Raw genomic sequence first — 21,352 nt, 5'->3', positions numbered from 1 at the left:
AGCCATGAGCGGCCCGGTCTTCTACAGCCACACCGACTCCATCGCCGTCATCCGGATGGACGACGGCAAGGTCAACGCCCTGGGGCCGGTGATGCAGCACGCCCTCAACGAGGCCATCGATCAGGCCGAGCAGGACAACGTCGGGGCGCTGGTCATCACCGGCAACGAGCGCGTGTTCAGCGGCGGGTTCGACCTGAAGGTCCTCACCTCCGGCGAGGTGCAGCCCGCGATCGACATGCTCAGGGGCGGGTTCGAGCTGTCGTACCGGCTGTTGAGCTACCCCAAGCCGGTGGTGATGGCCTGCACCGGACACGCCATCGCGATGGGGGCGTTCCTGCTGTGCTCGGGCGATCACCGGGTGGCCGCCCACGCCTACAACATTCAGGCCAACGAGGTCGCGATCGGCCTGGTCATCCCGTACGCGGCGCTGGAGGTCATGAAGCTCCGGCTCACACCGTCGGCCTACCAGCAGGCCACCGGGCTGGCCAAGGCGTTCTTCGGCGAGACGGCGCTCGCCGGCGGCTTCGTCGACGAGATCGTGTTTCCGGAGATGGTCGTCAGCCGTGCCGAGGAGGCCGCGCGCGAATTCGCCGGTCTGCACCAGCGGGCCCACGCCGCAACGAAGTTGCGTGCCCGTGCCGACGCCCTGGCGGCGATCCGCGCCGGGATCGACGGCATAGAGGCCGAATTCGGGCGGTAAAACCCGCTCGACCTGGCGTCCCGTTGTCACCCGCGCCGGAAACGTTCGCAGTATTCGTTCCAGTCCCAGGCGGACAGAAAGGTTCGCGCCGCCGAATAACCCCTCTCATAGAGCTCTTCCAGGCGCACCCTGGAAATGCCGAAGTCGAGAACGCTCACGTCGGTGGAGGGCACCGGGATCATGCGGGCGCTCACCCAGGGCAGGCTCAGCTGCGCCTGGTCATGGCCGACCAGCATGGTCGTGAACAGGCTCTGCAGCAACGCCGACTGTTTGAGGAAACGCAGGGAACGCAACGCGGGAAATACTTCGTCGACACCCTCGGCGAGCTTGGGCATCACCGTTACTCCAAAGGTCGGCCAGCGCGGCGGTTTGCCGTCGGTGCGGTCCAGCGAGTCGATGGGGAAGTTCGACAACACACCACCGTCGACCAGATGGGAGGTGAGCCCCATGGTGTTGGTCAACGCGACCGGCGGGTAGAAGAACGGGATTGCCATCGAGGCCCGGACCGCGTCGGCGACCGGCTGGTCGTCGGGATCCAGCCCGTAGAGGCGCTGGTAGTCCCACGGTAGCCGGACCAGTTGCGCCGCGGTGATGTCGGCGACGGTGATCGCCACCTTGTAGCGCCGTTCTTTGGGCAGCTCGTCGTCGTCGAGGGCCAGATCGCCGAATGTGCTCACGCCCAGGTTCTTCAGCTCGCCACGGATCCATTCGTGGGCGTAGTCACCCCGGTAGATGGCTGTGTCGCGCATCAGCCCCCATGCGGAGCCGAAGACGGGAACCGGCCCCGCGTCGCGCCATCTGCGCAGCGGCACCGACAGGGCGAGTTCCTTCAGCTGCCCACTGGTCAGACGATCACCTTGGGCTGCCGCCGCCGAGATCGCCGCGACAACCGAGCCCGCCGAGGCGCCGGACACCCGGTAGGTGGAGTAGCCGGCGTCCATGAGCCCGGCGACGGCGCCCACCAAGCCGATGAACTTCACGCCCCCGCCCGAGAGAACGAGATCGGCCAGCTGTTGCCGGCCGCCCTGACCCGCCATTACCTGTCCGCCGAAATCCATTGGTAGGGAAGGAATTTTCCGTCGAATGTCACGACGACACGGTCCCCCGTCGGGTGCGACTTTTGCTGCAGGTCGACGCTGAAGTTGATGGCGCTCATGATTCCATCACCAAACTTTTCGTGGATGAGCTCTTTGATGGCGCCGCCGTACACCTGAATCGCTTCGTAGAGGCGGTAAACGGTGGGGTCTGTCGGAACCGCGGTGGGCAGCCCGCCGCGCATCGGGGGCGCCGCCAGCACACGCACCGTCGACTCGTCGAGACCCAACATGCCCACGAGAATCTTGCCGAGCTCGGCCGGAATCGGTTGTTGGCCGAGCAGTGCCGACGTGGTCCACACGACCGGCCTGTCGATCGCGTCCGCCAATTGCTGCCAGGTCAGGCCCTTGTCCAGACGCGCCAGGACGATCTGTTCGGTGATCGCATTTCTGTTCATCGCCCCAGCATGCACGCCGGGGTGGGCGGTCCGTCGAAAGGGTTTGGGCCGAGGCGAATGCCACGGTTCCTTCCCCGGGCGTCGCTGGACTGCGAGCTGACGAAGCAGCTGTCGCCGCGGGTGCCGACGAACTGAGAGCGACGAAACGCGGTGGCCGGTGTAACACCGGCCACCGCGTTGCCATCGCCTCCTCATTGCCAGTGTGACACGCGCACAGCGCGCAGTCACCTCACCCCGCCGGGTGGGCCGCCGGCTCGCATCACAGCAGCTCGCGGAGGTAACCGAGGGCCTCGTCGGCGGCGGGGCCGTTGGTCGCCGGCGCGCGGTTGGGCGATCACCACCGCCCGTGGTGGACGACCTCGGCGAAGGGCCGGCGATTCGGCTTGCGGATCGGCGCCAGCGGACGGTCGGCCGGGTATCCGAGGCCGAGCAGGAACGCCACCAGATGGTCGTCGGGGACACCGAGGATGGCGCGCGCCTTGTCCTGGTCCCCGACCGAGGAATGTCCCGTGCCGACGCCCAGGTCGGTGGCTGCGATCATCATCGCCATCGTGGCCTGCCCGACGTCGTAGTTGTCCGTGATCACCCTGCGCTGGTCCGGCGGCACCGGCACCACGATGGCGATCGCGGCGGCGGCCCCGGCGATGTGGCCGGCGCCCTGCCACACCGTCGAAAGCTCTTGCAGCTGAGACTTGTCGGTGACGATCACGAAATCCCACGGCTGCCGGTTCTTCGCCGAGGGCGCCCGCCACCCGGCCTCGGCGATCCGGTTCAGGTCGGCCTCGGCCAGCGGGTCGGGCGTGTACTGCCGCACGTTGCGGCGGGCGCGGATCGCGTCCCAGGCTTCCATGTCAGTCCTGCCTCTCGCGGCCGATCTCGTGCGCGAGCGCGTCGATCACGTCGCGCAACTCGCCGACCATCCAGCTGTCGGTGCGCTGCCCGAATACCCCGAGCAGCGAGCGGTAGTACCACAGGTGCTGTTGCGGATCCTGCACGCTGAATCGCTGCCACACCTCGTCGCCGAGGGCGCGGAAGTCGCGCAGGATCGCACGCGCGTTGTCCAGCTTATCTGCCAGCGAGACCAACACCGCGTCGTCGGACGCCCCGCGCAGATGGCGGATGTAGCTTTCCTTGCGGCCGCGCCACGGCGGCTTGGGAGTTTGCAACGTGTCGCTGCATTCCTGCACGATCGACGCCACGCCGGCGCCGAACTTCCCCGCGATCTCGGCCAGCGTCGCCTCGCCGCCCTGATCTTCGGCGGCGTCGTGCAGCAGCGCGGCGATCGCCTGCTGCTCGGTCCCGCCGTCCTCGATCACCAGGGCGGCCACCGACAGCAGGTGCCCGAGGTAGGGGATGTCGCCGGCCTTGCGGGTCTGCGTCGCGTGCTTGTCCGCCGCGTACGCCACGGCCTCGACGAACGTGCGCGTGAGGCGCGGCGGCGGCGTCGGGTCGGGCATGGGCGCCTCCTGTCGGTCCACCGGTCTATCGTGGCACCGCGATGGCGCTTCATCTGCACCGTGCCGAGCGCACCGATCTGCTCGCCGACGGGCTCGGCGCGTTGCTGGCCGACCCGCTGCCCGACCCGTTCGCCGAAGAGCTGGTGCTGGTCCCGGCGCGCGGGGTCGAACGCTGGCTCAGTCAGCGGCTCTCGCACGTGCTCGGTGAAAGCCGCGGCTCCGACGGGGTGTGCGCGGGGGTGGCGTTTCGCAGCCCCGCCTCCCTCATCGCCGAGATCACCGGGACGGTCGAGGACGATCCCTGGTCACCGGACGCGCTGGCGTGGCCGGTGCTGGAGGTCATCGACTGCTCGCTGGACCAACCGTGGTGCCGCTCGCTCGCGACGCATCTGGGTCACTTCGACACCGGTCCGGAAGCCGAGTTGCGCAGGGGCAGAAGATATTCCGTGGCGCGTCGGCTGGCCGGGCTGTTCGCCTCCTACGCCCGCCAGCGCCCGCGGCTGCTGGCCGACTGGCTGGACGGGGACGCGTCCGGCCTGGACGGCGACCTGGCCTGGGAGCCGGAGCTGTGGCGGGCGGTGGCCGCCCGGGTGGCCGCCGATCCGCCGCACATCCGCCACCGCGACACGATCGCCCGGCTGCTCGCGGGTCCGACCGAGCTGCCCGCGCGGCTGTCGCTGTTCGGGCACACCCGCCTCGCGCACACCGATGTGGAGCTGCTGTCGGCGCTCTCGGCCCATCACGACCTGCACCTGTGGCTGCCGCACCCCAGCGACGACCTGTGGCGTGAGCTGGCCGGCGTGCACGGCGCGGTGCCGCGGTCGGAGGACCGCAGCCGGTTCGCGGCCCATCATCCGCTGCTGCAGACCCTCGGCCGCGACCTGCGCGAGCTGCAGCGCTCGCTGCCGGTGGAGCGGGCCACCGACGAATACCTGGGCCGCGACCGGGCGACGCCCAACACGCTGCTGGGGTGGCTGCAATCGGACATCGCCGCCAACGCCGTCAGGCCCGCGGGCCGCGAGCTCGCGCCCGGCGACCGGTCGGTGCAGGTGCACAGCTGCCACGGGGCCGCACGGCAGATCGACGTGCTGCGCGAGGTGCTGCTCGGCCTGCTCGAGGATGACCCGACGCTGGAGCCCCGCGACATCGTCGTGATGTGCCCCGACGTCGAGGCCTACGCCCCGCTGATCGTCACCGGCTTCGGGCTGGGCGAGCTGGCCTCGGAAAGCCATCCGGCGCACCGGCTTCGGGTCCGCCTGGCCGACCGCTCCCCCGCCCAGACCAACCCGCTGCTGGGCGTGGCCGAGGAATTGCTGGGCATCGCGGGCAGCCGGGCCACCGCCACCGCGGTGCTCAACCTGGCCCGGGCCGCGCCGGTGCGGGCCCGCTTCGCGTTCACCGACGACGACCTGGAGTCGATCACCGAGTGGGTGCGCGACTCCGGAATCCGTTGGGGCTTCGACAAAGAACACCGAGCGCCCTACGGGCTGGACCACATCCTGCACAACACGTGGCGTTTCGGACTCGACCGGCTGCTCACCGGGGCCGCGATGTCCGACGACTCACAGGCCTGGGTGGGCACCGCGTTGCCGCTCGACGACGTCGGCAGCAACAAGGTGGAGCTGGCCGGCCGGTTCGCCGAGTACGTCGACCGGCTGCGGGGCGCGGTCGACTCGCTGGACGGGTCCCGGCCGCTGGCCGAGTGGGTCGAGGCGCTGACCCGCGGCGTCGCCGAGCTCACCCGGGTGGGCGCCGACGACGCGTGGCAATCCGGGCAGCTGTGCCGCGAGTTCGCAAAGGTGTTGGAGGACGCCGGTTCTCGGGCCCTGACGGTGATGCGGCTGTCCGACGTGCGCGCACTGCTGGCCGGGCGCCTGGCCGGGCGGCCCACCCGCGCGAACTTCCGGACCGGCACGCTGACGGTCTGCACCATGGTGCCGATGCGCTCGGTGCCGCATCGGGTGGTGTGCCTGGTCGGCGTCGACGACGGCGTCTTTCCCCGGTACAACCGGCCCGACGGCGACGACGCGCTGGCGCGCGCGCCGATGACCGGCGAGCGCGACATCCGTTCGGAGGACCGCCAACTGCTGCTCGACGCGATCTGCGCGGCCACCGAGACGCTGGTCATCACCTACAGCGGCGCCGACGAGCACACGGGCCACCACCGTCCGCCGGCGGTGCCGCTGTCCGAGGTGCTCGACGCGCTGGACCAGACCACCTCGTCGCCCGTCCGCAACCGCGTGGTGGTGCGACACCCGCTGCAGCCGTTCGACATTCGCAACGTCACCCCCGGCGAGCTGGTGCCGGGCCAGCCGTTCACCTTCGACCCGACGGCCCTGGTGGCCGCCCGGGCCGCGGCCGGCGACCGGCGCCCCACGCGCCCGTTCTTCGCCGACCCGCTTCCCGAACAGCCGCCCGACGACGTCTCGCTGCCCGACCTGATGGCCTTCTTCAAGGATCCGGTGAAGGGCTTCTTCCGCGCGCTGGACTACGTGCTGCCCTGGGACGTCGAAGACCTCGACGACGAGATGCCGGTCGAGATCGACAGCCTGCAGGAGTGGACCGTCGGCGACCGCATGCTGCGCGACATGTTGCGCGGAATGCACCCCGACACCGCCGCCAACGCCGAGTGGCGGCGGGGAACCCTGCCGCCCGGCCGCCTGGGAATGCGCAAGGCCGTCGAGATCCGCGACCAGGCGGCCGGCCTGGCCCGCGCCGCGCTGCGGCATCGCCGCGGCGACGCGGGCACCTACGACGTCGACGTCGACCTCGGTGCCGGCCGGCGCCTCACCGGCACCGTGACACCGGTCTTCGGCGAACGCACGGTGTCGGTCACGTACTCCAAATTGGGCGGCCGGCACCTGATGGAGTCGTGGATCCGGTTGCTCGCGTTGAGCGCCGCCGTGCCGGGCCGCGAGTGGGCGTCGCTGTGCATCGGGCGCGGAAGGACCGCTCACCGCATCGAGGAGCGCCTTCTCGGGCCGCCTCCGCACCCGCTCCAGGCGGTGCGGGACCTGGTGCGCCTCTATGACGCCGGCCGCCGCGAGCCCCTGCCGCTGCCGGTCAGAACCTCGTTCGCCTGGGCGGAAGCCCGGCACAATGGTCGAGATCCCGTGCGGGCGGCGGGCTGGCGCTGGAACTCGCAGAACAACTTTCACGGCGAGAACGCCGAGCCGGCGCACGAAAAGCTCTGGGGCAGAAGGGCGCCGCTGACCGCCCTGCTCGGCGCGCCGCACCTGGGCGAGGAGGTCGCCGGGGAGGACACCCGCATGGGGGCGCTGGCCGCGCGGCTGTGGCTGCCGCTGCTGCGCTCGGAGGTGCGCTGATGGATCGCTTCGACCTGCTGGGCCCGCTGCCCGCGCCGGGGTCCACGACGGTGCTGGAGGCCAGCGCGGGTACCGGCAAGACGTTCGCGCTCGCCGGGCTGGTGACCCGCTACGTCGCCGAGGGGGTGGCCTCCCTCGATCAGATGCTGCTGATCACCTTCAGCCGCGCCGCCAGCCGGGAGCTGCGCGAACGCGTGCGTGCGCAGATATCGGAAACCGTTGGCGCGCTGTGCAATCCCACGGTTGACCCGGCCAACGAGCTGGTGGCACACCTGACGCGCGGCACGGCCGCCGACCGCGACGAGCGGTGCGGCCGGCTCCGGGACGCGCTAGCCGGATTCGACGCGGCCACCATCGCCACCACCCACGAGTTCTGCAGCATGGTGCTGAAATCCCTCGGCGTCGCCGGTGACACCGAGGCCGGGGTGCGGCTGGTCGAAAGCCTCGACGATCTGCTGACCCAGATCGTCGACGACCTTTATCTGGCGCGGTTCGGCTCCGCGCGCGACGAGGCGGTGCTCAGCCACGCCGAGGCGGCGGCGCTGGCCCGCGCGGTGGCCGGCGACCCCTGCGCCCAGCTGCGGCCGCGGGACCCGGACCCGGACTCCGTTGCGGCGGTGCGGCTGAAGTTCGCCACCGACGTCCTCGCCGAGCTCGAGCTTCGCAAGCACCGGCTCGGCATCCTCGGCTACGACGATCTGCTGAGGAGGCTCGCGACCGCGTTGCGCGCGCGGGATTCCGACGCCCGCAGCCGGATGCGGTTGCGTTGGCCGATCGTGATGGTCGACGAGTTCCAGGACACCGACCCAGTTCAGTGGGAGGTGATCGAGCGCGCGTTCAGCGGCCACTCCGCCGTCGTGCTGATCGGCGATCCCAAACAGGCGATCTACGGCTTCCGCGGCGGCGACATCTACACCTACCTCGAGGCCGCCCGCACCGCCGGCGAGCGGCGCACGCTGGACGTCAACTGGCGCAGCGACACCGCGCTCGTCGAGCGGCTGCAGGCTGTGCTGCACGGCGCCGCGCTGGGTGACCCGGGCATCGTCGTGGGCCCGGTCGAGCCGCGCCTGCCCGGGCACCGACTGACCGGTGCCCCGCGGGGCGCACCGTTCCGGCTTCGGCTGGTCCGGCGCACCATGTTCGGCGTCGATGAGTCCAAGACCATTCCGATGACCGACCTGCGCCGCTACATCGCCGCCGACATGGCCGCCGCCGTCGCCGCCCTGCTGGCCGGCGGCGCCACCTTCGACGGCGCTCCGGTCGGCGCCGGTCATGTCGCGGTCATCATCGAAACCGGCGAGGACGCCCGCGCATGCCAGAAAGCGTTGGCACAGGCCGGAATTCCGGCCGTCTACACCGGCGACGCCGACGTTTTCCTGTCCCCGGCGGCCGAGGACTGGCTGGGCCTGCTCAACGCGTTCGACCAGACGCACCGCAGCGGTGTGGTGCGTGCCGCCGCGGCGACGGCGTTCTTCGGCACCACCGCCGAGGAACTCGCGGCCGGGGGCGACGCGCTCACCGACCGGATGGCCGCCACCCTGCGCGACTGGGCCGATCGGCTGCGCGAGCGCGGGCCGGCCGCCGTGTATGAGGCCGCGCAGCTGGCCGGGATGGGCCGCCGCGTGTTGGCCCAGCAGGGCGGCGAGCGCCTGATGACCGACCTGGCCCACATAGCGCAACTGCTGCAGGAGGTTTCGCACCGGGAGCGGTTGACGCTGCCCGCACTGCGCGACTGGCTGCGCCGCCAGTGTGGGGACCGCGACGGCGCGCCCGAACGCAACCGCCGCATCGACAGCGACGCCGCCGCGGTTCAGATCATGACCGTGTGGGGGGCCAAGGGCCTGCAGTTCCCGATCGTGTACCTGCCGTTCGCATTCAACCGGCACGTCTTCATCGACGACATCCCGTTGTTTCACGACGAAAACGATTGCCGCTGCCTGCATGTCGGCGGTCCCGACAGCCCCGACCTGGCCGCGACCGAGAGGTTCAGCCGCTCCGAGGCCGCGCGCAACGACATCCGGCTGACCTATGTCGCGCTGACCCGGGCCCAGTCTCAGGTGGTGGCGTGGTGGGCGCCCTCCTACGACGAGCCCAACGGCGGGCTGTCGCGGCTGATGCGCGACAGGCGCGTCGGCGAGGCCGCGGTCCCGGATCGGTGTGAGCCCAAGACGATTTCGGACGAGGACGCGACGGCCCGCTTTCGCGACTGGGAGGCGGCGGGCGGCCCGGTCCTCGAGGAGGCCGTCGTTTCCGGCGTGCCCGCGATACCGGGCCCGAGCCCGCCGGCGAAGCTGGCCGTGCGGCACTTTCATCGCGTCATCGACACCGACTGGCGGCGCACGTCCTACTCCGGGCTGATCCGCGGCGCCGAGCAGCCGGCGGTCGGCAGCGAGCCGGAGGCCGCCGCCCGCGACGACGAGATGGAGGTGCCCGCGGGGCCGATCGCGCCGGCCGTCGGGGCGGACGTGCCTTCCCCCATGGCCGAGTTGCCGGCGGGCGCGACGTTCGGGGCGTTGGTGCACGCGGTGCTGGAGAACGCCGATCCCGGCGCCCCGGACCTGGCCGTCGAATTGGAAACTCGGATAAGGGCGCACGCGGCGTGGTGGCCGGTGGACGTCGATCCCGGCGTGCTGGCGTCGGCGCTGCTACCCATGCAGGACACATCGCTGGGACCCCTGGCGCCCGGCCTGACGTTGCGGCAGATCGGGCTGCGGGATCGCCTGCGCGAGTTGGACTTCGAGATCCCGCTCGCCGGCGGCGACGTCCGCGGCGCGGCGCCCGACCTCCGGCTCGCCGATGTCGGCGAGGTGCTGGGCGCCTACCTTGCGGCCGACGACCCCCTCGCCGGTTATGCGAGCCGGCTGACGTCCGACGGACTCGGCCGAGAGTCGCTGCGGGGCTATCTGTCCGGGTCGATCGACGCCGCGCTGCGATTGCCCGGCCAGCGCTACCTGGTGGTGGACTACAAGACCAACATGCTGGGGCCCAGCGCCGCCGACTACAGCTTCCCCGCGCTGACCGAGGCGATGCTGCATTCGGACTATCCGCTCCAGGCTTTGCTGTATCTGGTTGTGCTGCACAGGTTCCTGCGATGGCGCCAGCCGGGCTACGACCCCGACCGGCACCTGGGCGGGGTGCTGTATCTTTTCGTGCGCGGCATGTGCGGGGCCGCAACCCCGCTGCTCGACGGGCATCCGTGCGGGGTGTTCAGCTGGCGGCCGCCCGCCGGGCTGGCCGTCGCGCTGTCTGACCTGCTCGACGAGGGGCGGGGTGCCGGATGAGCGTCGCCGACGACCTGCCCGGGGACCCCTTCGACCACCGGCTCGCCCTGGCCGCGGGCGGCCCACTGGCGGACTTCAACGCCGCCGGCGTGCTGGAGTCCGCCGATGTGCATGTGGCGCAGCGGATTACGGCGCTCGGCGGAGAGACCGACGAATCGGTCGGGCTGGCGGTCGCGCTGACGGTGCGGGCGCTGCGGGCCGGCTCGGTGTGCGTCGACCTGTCGACCGTCGCGGCCGAGTGCGGCGCGCCGGAATTGCCGTGGCCGCAGTCGGCGCCGTGGCTGGCGGCTGTGCGGGCCAGCCGGCTGCTGGGCGATCCGCCGGTGCTGCGGCTCTACGACGATCGCCTGCTGTACCTCGACCGGTACTGGCGCGAGGAGACCCAGGTCTGCACCGACCTGCTCGCGCTGTCGGCGCCGGGCTCTGCGGTCCGGGCGCCCACCCTGCAGAGGCTGTTCCCGGCCGGCTACGAAGAGCAGCGGGCCGCGGCGGAAATCGTGCTGTCGCAGGCCGTCACGGTGCTCACCGGCGGCCCGGGGACCGGCAAGACGACGACCGTCGCGCGCCTGCTCGCGCTGTTGACCGAACGGGCGGAGGGTGTTCGGATCGCGATGGCGGCCCCCACCGGCAAGGCGGCCGCCCGCCTGACCGAGGCGGTGGCGGCCGAGGTTGCGAAGCTGGATCCCGGCGACCGCGAGTGCCTGGCCGGCCTGCAGGCGGTGACCCTGCACAGACTGCTCGGCAGCCGGCCCGACTCGTCGGTGCGGTTCCGCCACCATCGTGGCAACAGGCTGCCGCATGACGTGATCGTCGTGGACGAGACGTCGATGGTGTCGCTGACGATGATGGCTCGGCTGCTGGAGGCCGTGCGACCCGAGGCGCGGCTCATCCTCGTCGGCGATCCCGACCAGTTGGCGTCGGTGGAGGCCGGAGCGGTGCTGGCCGACTTGGTCGACGGCCTGTCCGACCGTGACGACAGGCGCGTCGCCGCGCTGCATTCGTCGCACCGGTTCGGCAAGTCGATCGGCGCCCTCGCCGACGCGATCAGGCTCGGCGAAGCCGACCGGGCGATCGACGTACTGCGGGCCGGCGGCGAACACATCGAGTGGATCGATGACGAGGACCCCACCGACCGGCTGCGGGCGCTCCTTGTCCCCCACGCGCTTGCGCTGCGCGAGGCCGCCGTTCTGGGTGCCGACGCGGACGCGTTGGCGGCCCTCGACCGGCACCGGTTGCTGTGCGCGCACCGCCACGGACCGTCCGGCGTCGAGCGGTGGAACCGGCAGGTGCATCGGTGGCTCACCGAAGAGACGGGTCTGCCGGTGTGGTCGCAGTGGTACGCCGGCCGCCCGCTGCTCGTGACGGCCAACGACTACGGGCTGCACGTGTACAACGGCGACACCGGCGTGGTCGTCGCCCGCCCCGACGGATTGCGGGCGGTGATCTCCGGGGCCGCCGAACCGGTGGACTTCGCGACCAGTCGGCTCTCCGATGTCGAGACGATGTTCGCGATGACGATCCACAAGAGCCAAGGCAGCCAGGCCGACGAGGTCACGGTTCTGCTGCCCCCGCAAGACTCCAGGCTGCTGACGCGTGAGCTGCTCTATACCGCGGTGACTCGCGCCAAGGCGAAGGTCCGGATGGTCGGTTCCGAGGCCGCTTTCCGCGCCGCAGTGGAGCGCCGTGCGGTGCGCGCGAGCGGACTGCGCCAGCGCCTCCGGTCCGAAATCGGGCCGGAATGACGGGAAGTAGCAAAATTGGAATGGTTCGGATTTGGCGTCGTCGCCGCGAAAACGCAGAAATACGTGTGCGGAATCAAGGGCCGGCAGTACGATTTGGCGGTCGCCTATTGACTCGCCGTTGGTGTCTCGCGGACTGTTCGACGAGGAGGAAATATGTCGTTGCTGAGTATCGCGCCAGACATCGTGGCGGGGGCAAGCGGAAACCTGGAAAACCTCGGGTCGATGCTGCGCAGCGCCACCGCGTCGGCCGCAAGCCAGACGACCGCCGTCCTGGCACCGGCCGCGGATGAGGTATCGGCGGCCATTACCGCACTTTTCGGATCCCATGCGCAGCAATTCCAGGCGGTCAGTGCCCAAGCGCGGCCTTTCACGACCAATTCGTCAACTTGTTGAACGGAGGGGCCGAGCAGTATTTGAGCACCGAGGTCGCCAATGCCCAACAAACGCTGGCGAATGCGGTGAGCGCGCCCGCGCAAGCGGCCGCCGCCAATGTGACGGGCGTGGTCAGCGACACCATGGGTCAAACCTTCAACTTCGGCCCCTTCCAGGTCACCGAGACTACGGGCCCCGGGATTCTGAGCGTTATCGGGACGCTGAACACCCCGTTCGGCCCGGTCGGGGCCCTGGGGCTGACCGGAAACTATTCCCCGGTGGTGTCGGGGACCGGGGATCTGCTGGGCGTGTCGGCGCAGTTCAACGGGGGCGCGACGCTCAACACGCTGCTGGGCCCCTACCCGCTGTTCACGCAGACCGGGACCGGGATCGTTTCGGTGAATGGGCCCGCCTATGTGGCCTCGACGATCACGAGCGGGCCTATCTCCATCGGGGCATCGCTGCTCGGCAACGTGTCCGGCGGGGTCCCGGTGCCCACCGGGTTCACGCTGACCGGCTTCGGCCTGGAGCTTTACGGTGCGGGAGGCCAGTTCGGCCTTGTTCCGCTGTTCCTGAACCCGGGCGGCTACGTGAACCTGCAGCCGACGCTCTGATCGACAACGACGGTTCCGCACCGGCGTCTCGACGACGCCACGTCGTGCGGCTCGCGATATTCGCCGCTTTCTTGCTGGCCATGTTCTACCTCGTCGCCATCGCGCATGTCGTGGACGTCGAGGATGTGCGGCGCGCGGTCTCCTCGACGGGGTCCGCGGCGCCGCTGACCTACGTGGTGCTGTCGGCCGCGCTGGGCGCGCTGTTCGTGCCGGGCTCGATACTGGCAGCGGGCAGCGGGCTGTTGTTCGGGCCGTGGTTGGGCATCGTCGTGACGCTCGGCGCGGCCGAGCCTCCTCGGCCGCCGCGCCGGACGGACCAGCGCCCGGGCGGTGCTCGGCCCGGCGCGCGCGGAGCGCGTCGACGCGTTGATCGACCGCCGCGGACTGTGGGCCGTCGTGGGCCAGCGGTTCGTCCCGGGCATCTCGGATGCGCTGGCCTCGTACGCGTTTGGGGCGTTCGGGGTTCCGCTATGGCAGATGGCCGTCGGTTCGCTCATCGGCTCCCTGCCGCGGGCCTTCGCCTACACCGCCCTGGGGGCCTCGATCGCGAATCGGTCGGCCTGGCTGGCGTATTCGGCGATAGCCGTATGGTGCGTGAGCGCCACCGTGGGCGCGTTCGCCGCGCACCGAGGCTACCGGCGCTGGCGCCGTCACTCGGGCAAGGCCCAGCCGTGATGGGTCGTCACAGCTGTCCGGGCAGTCACGGCTCCAAGGCAGCACCCGAAGCGCCCGCCTCATAGCGACAATGTGCCGACAATGGGGAATTGCGAACGCGCAAAACCCCTCTGCCCATCGCGCTGTCGCTGCGGGGCGGGTACATCCGGCGCGCCCCGGCTCCGCCTACACCCGCTGCGCCGCCACGAACAGGTTCCCGGGCACGGCGTCAGCGACGTCCGGGTGCGCCTGGCGGCCGTAACCGGCCATCAGCTCGTCGGACGGCGTCACCGTGACGCTCCAGCCGTGGCGGGAGAACCAGTCACCGACGTCTTCGCGCTCCTCGAAGTACCACAGCTCGTCGGTCCGGGGGACGTCGCGCTGCGGGTCGACATCGGCCATCAGCGCGCGGATCCGATCCATCCGCTCGCGGCGCCGCGCGCGGAACTCGGGGTCGAGAAACTTCGGGCCCAACGCCTCGACGGCAACCCGGCTGCCAACCGCCGCAAGCTCGTCCACACGCTCGAACAGCAGGTCCTGGGCGGCCGCGGGCAGGTAGGGCATCAGCCCCTCGGCGGACCACGCGCTGGGCACCGAAGAATCGAACCCGCTCTGCCGCAACGCTTCCGGCCAATCGTGGCGCAGGTCCACCGCGACCTCGACCCGATTGCAGGCGGGCTGCGCACCATGCTCGGCCAGCGTCGACGCCTTGAATTCGAGCACCCTGGGTTGGTCCAGCTCGTAGACGGTGACGCCGTCCGGCCATGCCAACCGCCACGCCCGAGAGTCCAGGCCCGCCGCCAGGATCACCGCCTGCCGGATACCCGAGCGGGCCGCATCGAGAAAGAAGTTGTCGAAAAACGCTGTGCGCGAAGCCATGTAACCGACCATCGCCTGCATCTGCAGCGGCAACTGCGGTTCGGCCTCGATGACTTCGGCCGGAAGCTGGCCGGCGGAGTACCAGTTCCACACTCCGTCGCCGGCGGCGTCGAGGAAAACCTGCGCGAACGGGTCCTCGATCAACGGGTTCTCGCTTCGGGTTTCAGCCGCGCGGGCCGAAGCCACCCCCAGCGCGGTCGCGCCCACGCTCTCGGTGATCTCCCAGCTGTCATTGTCGGTTCTGGCCACGTTCATATCCCTTCCGCACGTTCGTCCGCGACTAACAACTTCCCCCGGGGCACGCCACGAGTCCCCCCATCGAGGCCAGGGTAACCGCCGGCACGCCCGGCATGCGGTTAACTTGTCGGCGAGCGCCGACGACGGTGCGGCGTTCATCCGGCGGATCTGACGAGGACGCGGGGAAACATGCGGGTGGACGGGCGCGAGGTCAGCGTTTCCGGCAGCTTGCTGCAGCCGCTGACCCGGCGGACCAACGACATCGCGCGGCTCGTGGCCAGCGTCGCGTTCCTGGTGGTGGTGATCACAAGCTCGCTGATCACCCGCCCGCAGTGGGAAGCCCTGGAAAAGTCCATCTCGCAGATCGTCGGGGTCCTGTCCCCCCAGCAGTCCGACCTGGTCTACCTGGCCTACGGCATCGTGATCCTGGCCCTGCCGTTCATGATCCTGATCGGCTTGATCATCACCCGGCAATGGAAGCTGCTCGGCGCCTACGCGGCCGCCGCGATGCTGGCCGCCCTGCCGCTGTCCCTGGGCGGCAACGGCTTTTCGGCGCCCCGGTACCACTTCGACCTGTCCGATCGCCTGCAGACCGTACTGGCGCAGTTCCTGGACGACCCGCGGTGGATCGCGATGCTGGCGGCGGTGCTGACGGTGTCCGGCCCGTGGCAGCCGGCCCGGTGGCGGCGCTGGTGGTGGGGACTGCTGCTCGCCTTCGTGCCGATCCACCTCGTGGTCAGCGCCATCGTGCCGGCACGGGCGCTGCTGGGCCTGGCCGTCGGGTGGGTGGTCGGCTCGCTGGTGGTGCTGGTCGTCGGCACTCCCGCCCTGGAGGTGCCGCTGGAGGCGGCCGTGCGGGCGATGGCGAAGCGCGGGTTCCTGGTGACCTCCCTGCAGGTCGTTCACCCGGCCGGGCGGGGGCCGCTGATCCTGTCCGGCGAATGCGAGCGTGACAACTCGGCCGTGATGGAGCTGTACGGCCCGCACCAACGCGGCGGGGGCGCGCTGCGCCAGGTTTGGGGGAAGCTCAGGCTGCGCGACACCGAGACCGCACCCCTGGTGGCCTCGATGCGCCGCGCCGTCGAACATCGCGCGCTCATGGCGATCGCCGTCAAAGAGATCGGCCTCGCCAACACCTCCACGATCGCGGTCGCCACCCTGAACCGCGGATGGATGCTCTACTCGCACCGGCCCCGCCGCGGCACGCCCATCGAGGACTGCGCGCGGGCGACGCCCGTCGCGCGGGTGTGGGAGTCGCTGCGGGCGTTGAACGATCACCAGATCTCCCACGGTGACCTGCGGGCCCGAGAGATCACGGTCGACGACGGCGTCGTGCTGTTCGGTGACTTCTTCAGCGCCGAATACGGTGCCACCGAAGCTCAGTTGCAGGCCGACATCGCCCAACTCCTGGTGACGACCTCGGGCCTCTACGGCTCGGAGGCCGCGGTGACCGCCGCCATCGACGTGTTCGGCAAGGACACCATCCTGGACGCCTCGCGCCGGCTGACCAAGGCCGCCGTGCCCAAGAGCATCCGGCGGTCGGTACCGGACGGCGGCGGCGTGCTCGCAGCGACCCGAGCGGAGGTCAAGCGTCAGACCGGAGCGGACCAGATCAAGCCCGAGACGATCACAAGGTTCACCCGCGGCCAGGTCATTCAGCTGGTGCTGTTCGGAGCGCTGGTCTACGTGGCCTATCCCTTCATCAGCACCGTACCGACCTTCTTCTCGCAGTTGCGGCATGCCCACTGGTCGTGGGCGCTGCTGGGCCTGGCGGTGTCGGCGCTGACCTACGTGGGGGCGGCGGCCGCGCTGTGGTCCTGCACGGACGGGTCGGTGAGCTTCTGGCGGCTCTCGATGGCCCAGGTCGCCAACACTTTCGCCGCCACCACCACGCCCGCCGGCGTGGGCGGCCTGGCGCTGAGCACGCGGGTCTTGCAGAAAAGCGGCATGTCGGCGATGCGCGCCACCGCGGCGGTGGCGCTGCAGCAGTCGGTGCAGGTGATCGTCCACCTCGCGCTGCTGATCTTCTTCAGCGCGGTCGCCGGCGCCTCGACCGACCTGTCCCATTTCGTGCCCAGCGCCACCATGCTCTACCTGATCGCCGGGGTGGCCCTGGGCGTCGTCGGCACCTTCCTGTTCGCCCCCAAGCTGCGCAAGTGGCTGGCGACGGCGGTCCGTCCGCGACTGGCCGAGGTGACCCGCGACCTGGTCAAGCTGGCCGGCGAACCGCAGCGGCTGGGCCTGATCCTATTGGGTTGTGCGGGAACGACTCTCGGGGCGGCGCTGGCGCTGTGGGCCAGCGTCGAGGCCTTCGGGGGTGACACCACGTTCGTCACGGTCACCGTCGTCACGATGGTCGGCGGGACGCTGGCCTCGGCCGCCCCGACGCCCGGCGGCGTGGGGGCCGTCGAAGCGGCGCTGATCGGTGGCCTGGCCGCCTTCGGGGTGCCCGCCGCGGTCGCGGTGCCCTCCGTCCTGCTCTACCGGATACTCACCTGCTGGCTTCCGGTCTTCGTCGGCTGGCCGGTGATGCGCTGGCTCACCAAGAACGACATGGTCTGACGGCGGTCAGTCGTCGCTGCCGGTCATCACCACCACCATGAGGATCGAGCGGCGCACGCTCTGGCCGACGGTGGTGTCCAGGAACATCGGGTAGTACTCCTCGGGCACCGACCGCCCCACCGCGATCGATACCGGCACGCTTGCCGCACCGTCGGGCCCGAACTGGCCGGACACCGGCGTCACGGTGATGCCGGGATCGGTGGAGGCGCCGGTGACCGTGTAGCCCGCGGCGCCGTCGATCATCCGTTGCGCGTCGAGGTTCACGGTGGCCGTGCCCCCCGGCGCGACGGTCACGATGTGCTCCGAAAGATCGGCCGTCACAGCCGAACTGCCGGCGCCGAACGACGGCGGCGCGGACGACTCCGCGGTGCCCCAGCCCTTGTCCGGGTAGGCCGCCAGGGTGAACGCCAGATCACCGCCCGAGCGGATCAACGACTCCGGGGTCGACGTTCGGTCGGTGGGCTGCCCGTCGATGGAAAGCCCGCTGATGTACTTCAGGTGATGCGGTCCCGACGCGCCCGGCGCGGAGATGCGGATGGACTTCCCCGCTGGAAGCGCGATGACGGCGCGGTCGAACAGCGGGGCGCCCACGGTGAGCGTCGAGGTTCCCGGGGTGCTCGGATACAGGCCGAGGGCGGCCCACACGTACCAGCTGGCCAGCGCCCCGAGGTCGTCGTTGCCCGGTTCTCCGTCCGGGAACGGCCCGTAGAGCCCGCGCACCCGGTCGACGGTGAGCTGGGTCTTCCACGGCTGACCGACGTAGTTGTACAGCCACGGCACCCCGAATCCGGGCTCGTTGCCCGCCCACAGATAGGGCCGGTTGGGGCCCACGTTCAGCTCTTGGGTGAAGTGGTCGAGCCGGTCGGCCGCCGCCCCGCGGCCGCCGAGCGCGGTCACCAGCCCCGCGACATTGTGGGGCACCCACCAGACGTACTGTTCGGCGTTGCCCTCGTCGAACCCGTCCTGGCCGAATCCCTCTGAGGACTCCACGAATCCCGGCCCGGGCCGGAAGAACCCGGTGCCGAAGCTGCGGGGAGAGACGTATCGGGTGCGGGGATTGAACAGGTTCTGCCAGTACTGCGAGCGCTTCTGGAACTCCGCGGCGGTCGCGGCGTCACCGAGGGATTCGGCGAATCGGGAGATGGTGAAGTCGTCGACCGACCACTCCAAAGTGATTGACGCGCCGGCGATTCGGGCGTCCGTGCGGTAGGCCAGGGTCTCCGGTGCGTAGCCCAGCGACAGGTAGGTGGCGATCCCCGGCCGCTCCACGTACCCGTTGAGGCCTACGCCGCCCCTGGTGGCCCCGTACAGCATGTAGCGCAGCGCCGTGTTGACGTCGAAGTCTTTCGCCCCGTAGGTGTACAGGTTGACGATGAGCGGCACCACGCTGTCTCCGGTCATCTCCCCGGTGGCGGCGTTGGCGAGGGCCCAGCGCGGCAACGCCCCGCTTTGTTCGGCGTCGTTCACCAGCGACTGCGCCATGTCGCCGGCGCGGTCGGGAAACAGCAGCGCCTGCAACGGCGCCAGGCACCGGTAGGTGTCCCAGTCGGAGAAGTTGGCGTACTGGGTGTGCCCGCCGGCCACGCTGTGCACCGCGCCGTCGAATCCGGTGTAGCGTCCGTCGGCGTCGTTGAACGTGTTGGGGTGCAACAGCGATCGGTAGAGGGACGTGTAGAAGGTTTCGACGTTGCCGGCGTTCCTGCCGGCCACGGAGATGCGTGACAACGCGGCGTTCCATTGCGCGAGGGCGGCGGCGCGCACGTCGTCGAAGCTGCCGGAACTTTCGGCCGCCAGATTGGCCCGCGCCCCGTCGATGCTGACGTAGGAGATCGCGGTTCGCACCTCTAGCTTTGCGCCGGCCGGAAACGACACGTATCCGCCGCTGTACGGCGAGTTCACCCTGCGGGCGCCGCCATAGACGGCAAGGCCGTCCCAGACACCGTAGGAGCTGAACGGCTGGCTGAACTTCATCGCGAAATACACCGTGTAGGTGTTTTTCTTGCCGCAGAATCCGCCGCTGGTCGCCCACCCGGTGATGGTCGTGTCGTCTTCGCCGATTTGCAGGGCGGCGCGGGAATTACCGGCCAGTGACGCACCGGACCGCACGTGAAACACGGCGGCGCGGCCGTTGCGCGGGTAGCTGAATCGACCCGCGCCGGTGCGCGTGGTGGCGGTCAGTTCGGCCCTCACCCCGCTGCCCGGGAACCGCACCGTGTAGTAGCCGGGGTCACCCTGCTCGGTCTCGTCGTGGGCGATGCGCTCCGAGGCGTTCCAGGGGGCCGGGCCGATCGCGGCGGTGGTCGGCAGCATCGAGATGTCGCCGAATGCCGCACAGCCCACCGAGGCGTGGGTCATGCTGAACCCGGTGGAGCGGGGGTTGTCGTAGTTGTATCCGGCGTAGTTGCCAACGGTGTCCGGCGAATACTGCACCATGCCGAACGGCACGGAAGCCCCGGGGAAGTTGTTGATCTCGCCCACCGTCTCGCCACCGGTCCCGGTGCCGATGAGCGTGTCGACGTGCTCGGCCGGTTTCGTCACGAGGGCGGGTTCGCCATCGTAGGCGATGGGGGGTGCCGCCGCGATGAAGGTCAGGCAGATCGCCGCGACGGCCACGAGCGCGATCACCACCTTGCGCGACTTCATACCTGTCTCTTACTGGATGAACCCATATCCGCGTGGTTGATTCGAGACGAATTAGATAACGATGCGCACGTGATCGATGACCGGACGACCCTCACGGGCCAGGTCCGGGGAGCCGGTCTGCGGCTCCGGGCCTTTCGGGACCTGTCTTTCGCACACCGTTGGGCCTAGCGTGGACCCCATGACGCAACGGTACGCGGTGGACACCGGGCACCCCCCGTCGGCGCTGTTGCGTGTGGTCAACCCGGTCCTCGGCATCCTGTTGCGCACCCCGCTGGCCGGGTCTGCCCGCAAGCAACTGATGGTGCTGAGCTTCACCGGCAGAAAGACCGGGCGGGAATTCTCAATTCCGTTGAGCGCCCACGTGATCGACGGCGACCTTTATGCGCTGACCGGTGCGGCGTGGAAACAGAACTTCCGCGGCGGCGCCCCCGCGCGGGTCGTGTATGACGGGAGGACCACCGCGATGCGCGGTGAGCTCATCCGCGACCGGGATGTCGTCTCCGACCTTTTCCTGCGTTGCGCGCAGGCCTACGGAGCGCGGCGCGCGCAGCGCATGATGGGACTGAAATTCCGCGACGACCGGGTCCCGGCGCGGGAGGAATTCGCCGAGGCGGTCGACCGGCTGAAGCTGGCGGCGGTGCGCCTCACCCCGGCGCCTTAGGGCGAGTCCGCGCTGAGCAGGAGCCGGTCGAACTGCGAGCGCGAAACGCTGCCGATTCCGCCTCGCGAGGAGAAGTCCTCGACGATCCGGCGGGCCAGCAGCCCCAGCTTCATGTTGTGCTCCTGGGACAGCGATCGCAGGACGTTGAACGCGGCGTCCTCGTCGATGCCGTACACCACCATCAGCATGCCCTTGCTGAGATCGATCGCCGAGCGTCGTTCGGCGATTGCGGCCACCCTCGCGGTAATCGCGTCCTCGGTGTCGGAGTCATCCGTCAGATCCACGTAAAAACCGTGCGTGCCAACGACTTCGCCCCGGCCGTTGCAGAATTGGTCACCCACCACGATGACGTCGTGGACCATCCCGGCGGTGTCGATGATGCGGTGCCTTGTGCTGAATGCCTCGCGCTTCTCGATCATGTCATCGATGGTGGCGGCGACTCGCCGGCGATCGTCGGGATGCTTGTGCGACAGGACCAGATCGGTGGTGGGCGTCACCGTTCCGGGTTCGTAACCGTGCATGCGCTGCACCTGCTCGGACCACTCCCAGCGCAGGTCTTCGAACGAGAAACGGAACCGGCCGACGCGCTGCGGAGTCCCACCGGCGAGCGCCTGTTCGACCGCTTGGCTGCCTAGTTGCCCAGCCATTGCGCGCTCTGCTGTGCTCGGTTCACCCGGCTCTCCTGCGCTTCGTGACCGCTCATGGCCGCAAGGTTACAGGTACTGGCGAGTA

The 21,352-nt window shown here is 70.1% G+C and carries 15 protein-coding genes and 1 pseudogene; 9 read left to right on the top strand and 7 right to left on the bottom strand.

Going from position 1 to position 21,352, the window contains the following annotated elements:
• Positions 1 to 4 precede the first annotated feature (4 nt).
• On the top strand, positions 5 to 700 hold the full coding sequence (locus BN971_RS15580) for a crotonase/enoyl-CoA hydratase family protein (RefSeq protein WP_085179254.1): 696 nt from the start codon (positions 5 to 7) through the stop codon (positions 698 to 700).
• Between the two features lie 26 nt (positions 701 to 726).
• On the opposite strand, the gene BN971_RS15575 is transcribed toward BN971_RS15580, so the two are convergent.
• From BN971_RS15575 to BN971_RS15560, 4 genes are all read right to left on the bottom strand, one after another.
• On the bottom strand, positions 727 to 1,737 hold the full coding sequence (locus BN971_RS15575) for a patatin-like phospholipase family protein (RefSeq protein ID WP_085179255.1): 1,011 nt from the start codon (positions 1,735 to 1,737) through the stop codon (positions 727 to 729).
• Positions 1,737 to 2,192, bottom strand: coding sequence for a cyanase (gene cynS, locus BN971_RS15570; RefSeq protein ID WP_085179256.1), 456 nt, complete (start codon positions 2,190 to 2,192; stop codon positions 1,737 to 1,739). Before cynS ends, BN971_RS15575 begins: the two co-directional genes overlap by 1 nt.
• Before the next feature lie 334 nt (positions 2,193 to 2,526).
• A complete protein-coding gene (locus tag BN971_RS15565; protein ID WP_085179257.1) occupies positions 2,527 to 3,042 on the bottom strand; it encodes a nitroreductase family protein in 516 nt (171 codons plus the stop codon).
• A 1-nt stretch (position 3,043) separates the two neighbouring features.
• Positions 3,044 to 3,649, bottom strand: coding sequence for an HD domain-containing protein (locus tag BN971_RS15560; protein WP_085179258.1), 606 nt, complete (start codon positions 3,647 to 3,649; stop codon positions 3,044 to 3,046).
• Between the two features lie 41 nt (positions 3,650 to 3,690).
• Here BN971_RS15560 and recC point away from each other — a divergent pair, with 41 nt between their 5' ends.
• The 6 genes and pseudogenes from recC to BN971_RS15530 all read left to right on the top strand — a co-directional run bounded on the left by recC (position 3,691) and on the right by BN971_RS15530 (position 13,659).
• A complete protein-coding gene (recC, locus tag BN971_RS15555; protein ID WP_085179259.1) occupies positions 3,691 to 6,975 on the top strand; it encodes an exodeoxyribonuclease V subunit gamma in 3,285 nt (1,094 codons plus the stop codon).
• A complete protein-coding gene (locus tag BN971_RS15550; protein WP_090350278.1) occupies positions 6,975 to 10,256 on the top strand; it encodes a UvrD-helicase domain-containing protein in 3,282 nt (1,093 codons plus the stop codon). Before recC ends, BN971_RS15550 begins: the two co-directional genes overlap by 1 nt.
• A complete protein-coding gene (gene recD, locus BN971_RS15545) occupies positions 10,253 to 11,998 on the top strand; it encodes an exodeoxyribonuclease V subunit alpha (protein WP_085179261.1) in 1,746 nt (581 codons plus the stop codon). Before BN971_RS15550 ends, recD begins: the two co-directional genes overlap by 4 nt.
• A 153-nt stretch (positions 11,999 to 12,151) precedes the next feature.
• On the top strand, positions 12,152 to 12,391 hold the full coding sequence (locus tag BN971_RS15540; protein WP_085179262.1) for a PE family protein: 240 nt from the start codon (positions 12,152 to 12,154) through the stop codon (positions 12,389 to 12,391).
• 20 nt (positions 12,392 to 12,411) lie between these two features.
• Positions 12,412 to 12,984 (top strand): hypothetical protein, encoded by a 573-nt coding sequence (locus BN971_RS15535; protein ID WP_090350277.1) that lies wholly within the window; start codon positions 12,412 to 12,414, stop codon positions 12,982 to 12,984.
• Positions 12,985 to 13,064: 80 nt separating this feature from the next.
• Positions 13,065 to 13,659, top strand: a pseudogene (locus tag BN971_RS15530) (TVP38/TMEM64 family protein).
• 165 nt (positions 13,660 to 13,824) lie between these two features.
• Here BN971_RS15530 and BN971_RS15525 read toward each other — a convergent pair.
• Positions 13,825 to 14,766, bottom strand: coding sequence for a class I SAM-dependent methyltransferase (locus BN971_RS15525; RefSeq protein ID WP_085179485.1), 942 nt, complete (start codon positions 14,764 to 14,766; stop codon positions 13,825 to 13,827).
• A 177-nt stretch (positions 14,767 to 14,943) separates the two neighbouring features.
• Here BN971_RS15525 and BN971_RS15520 point away from each other — a divergent pair, with 177 nt between their 5' ends.
• On the top strand, positions 14,944 to 17,316 hold the full coding sequence (locus tag BN971_RS15520) for a lysylphosphatidylglycerol synthase transmembrane domain-containing protein (RefSeq protein ID WP_085179264.1): 2,373 nt from the start codon (positions 14,944 to 14,946) through the stop codon (positions 17,314 to 17,316).
• Between the two features lie 6 nt (positions 17,317 to 17,322).
• Here the strand turns inward: BN971_RS15520 and BN971_RS15515 are convergent, their stop codons facing one another.
• On the bottom strand, positions 17,323 to 19,959 hold the full coding sequence (locus tag BN971_RS15515) for a GH92 family glycosyl hydrolase (protein WP_085179265.1): 2,637 nt from the start codon (positions 19,957 to 19,959) through the stop codon (positions 17,323 to 17,325).
• A gap of 178 nt (positions 19,960 to 20,137) precedes the next feature.
• Here BN971_RS15515 and BN971_RS15510 point away from each other — a divergent pair, with 178 nt between their 5' ends.
• Positions 20,138 to 20,620: a hypothetical protein gene (locus BN971_RS15510; RefSeq protein WP_085179266.1), complete on the top strand. Its 483-nt coding sequence runs from the start codon at positions 20,138 to 20,140 to the stop codon at positions 20,618 to 20,620.
• Here BN971_RS15510 and BN971_RS15505 read toward each other — a convergent pair.
• Complete coding sequence (locus tag BN971_RS15505; RefSeq protein ID WP_085179267.1) at positions 20,617 to 21,267, bottom strand: PAS and ANTAR domain-containing protein; 651 nt, start codon at positions 21,265 to 21,267, stop codon at positions 20,617 to 20,619. The two genes, BN971_RS15510 and BN971_RS15505, sit on opposite strands and share 4 nt — an antisense overlap.
• Positions 21,268 to 21,352: the final 85 nt, after the last annotated feature.

This window comes from Mycobacterium bohemicum DSM 44277, from assembly GCF_001053185.1.
In the GTDB taxonomy this organism is placed as follows: Bacteria; Actinomycetota; Actinomycetes; order Mycobacteriales; family Mycobacteriaceae; genus Mycobacterium; species Mycobacterium bohemicum.
The sequence above is the reverse complement of the archived record's forward strand: the minus strand, read 5'-3'. Positions and strand labels throughout refer to the sequence as shown.

Coding starts and splice junctions, on each gene's coding strand:
- BN971_RS15510 (WP_085179266.1), top strand. CDS start 20,138: ATGACGCAACGGTACGCGGTGGACACCGGGCACCCCCCGTCGGCGCTG.
- BN971_RS15565 (WP_085179257.1), bottom strand. CDS start 3,042: ATGGAAGCCTGGGACGCGATCCGCGCCCGCCGCAACGTGCGGCAGTAC.
- recC (WP_085179259.1), top strand. CDS start 3,691: ATGGCGCTTCATCTGCACCGTGCCGAGCGCACCGATCTGCTCGCCGAC.
- recD (WP_085179261.1), top strand. CDS start 10,253: ATGAGCGTCGCCGACGACCTGCCCGGGGACCCCTTCGACCACCGGCTC.
- BN971_RS15520 (WP_085179264.1), top strand. CDS start 14,944: ATGCGGGTGGACGGGCGCGAGGTCAGCGTTTCCGGCAGCTTGCTGCAG.
- cynS (WP_085179256.1), bottom strand. CDS start 2,192: ATGAACAGAAATGCGATCACCGAACAGATCGTCCTGGCGCGTCTGGAC.
- BN971_RS15580 (WP_085179254.1), top strand. CDS start 5: ATGAGCGGCCCGGTCTTCTACAGCCACACCGACTCCATCGCCGTCATC.
- BN971_RS15575 (WP_085179255.1), bottom strand. CDS start 1,737: ATGGCGGGTCAGGGCGGCCGGCAACAGCTGGCCGATCTCGTTCTCTCG.
- BN971_RS15515 (WP_085179265.1), bottom strand. CDS start 19,959: ATGAAGTCGCGCAAGGTGGTGATCGCGCTCGTGGCCGTCGCGGCGATC.
- BN971_RS15540 (WP_085179262.1), top strand. CDS start 12,152: ATGTCGTTGCTGAGTATCGCGCCAGACATCGTGGCGGGGGCAAGCGGA.
- BN971_RS15550 (WP_090350278.1), top strand. CDS start 6,975: ATGGATCGCTTCGACCTGCTGGGCCCGCTGCCCGCGCCGGGGTCCACG.
- BN971_RS15505 (WP_085179267.1), bottom strand. CDS start 21,267: ATGGCTGGGCAACTAGGCAGCCAAGCGGTCGAACAGGCGCTCGCCGGT.
- BN971_RS15560 (WP_085179258.1), bottom strand. CDS start 3,649: ATGCCCGACCCGACGCCGCCGCCGCGCCTCACGCGCACGTTCGTCGAG.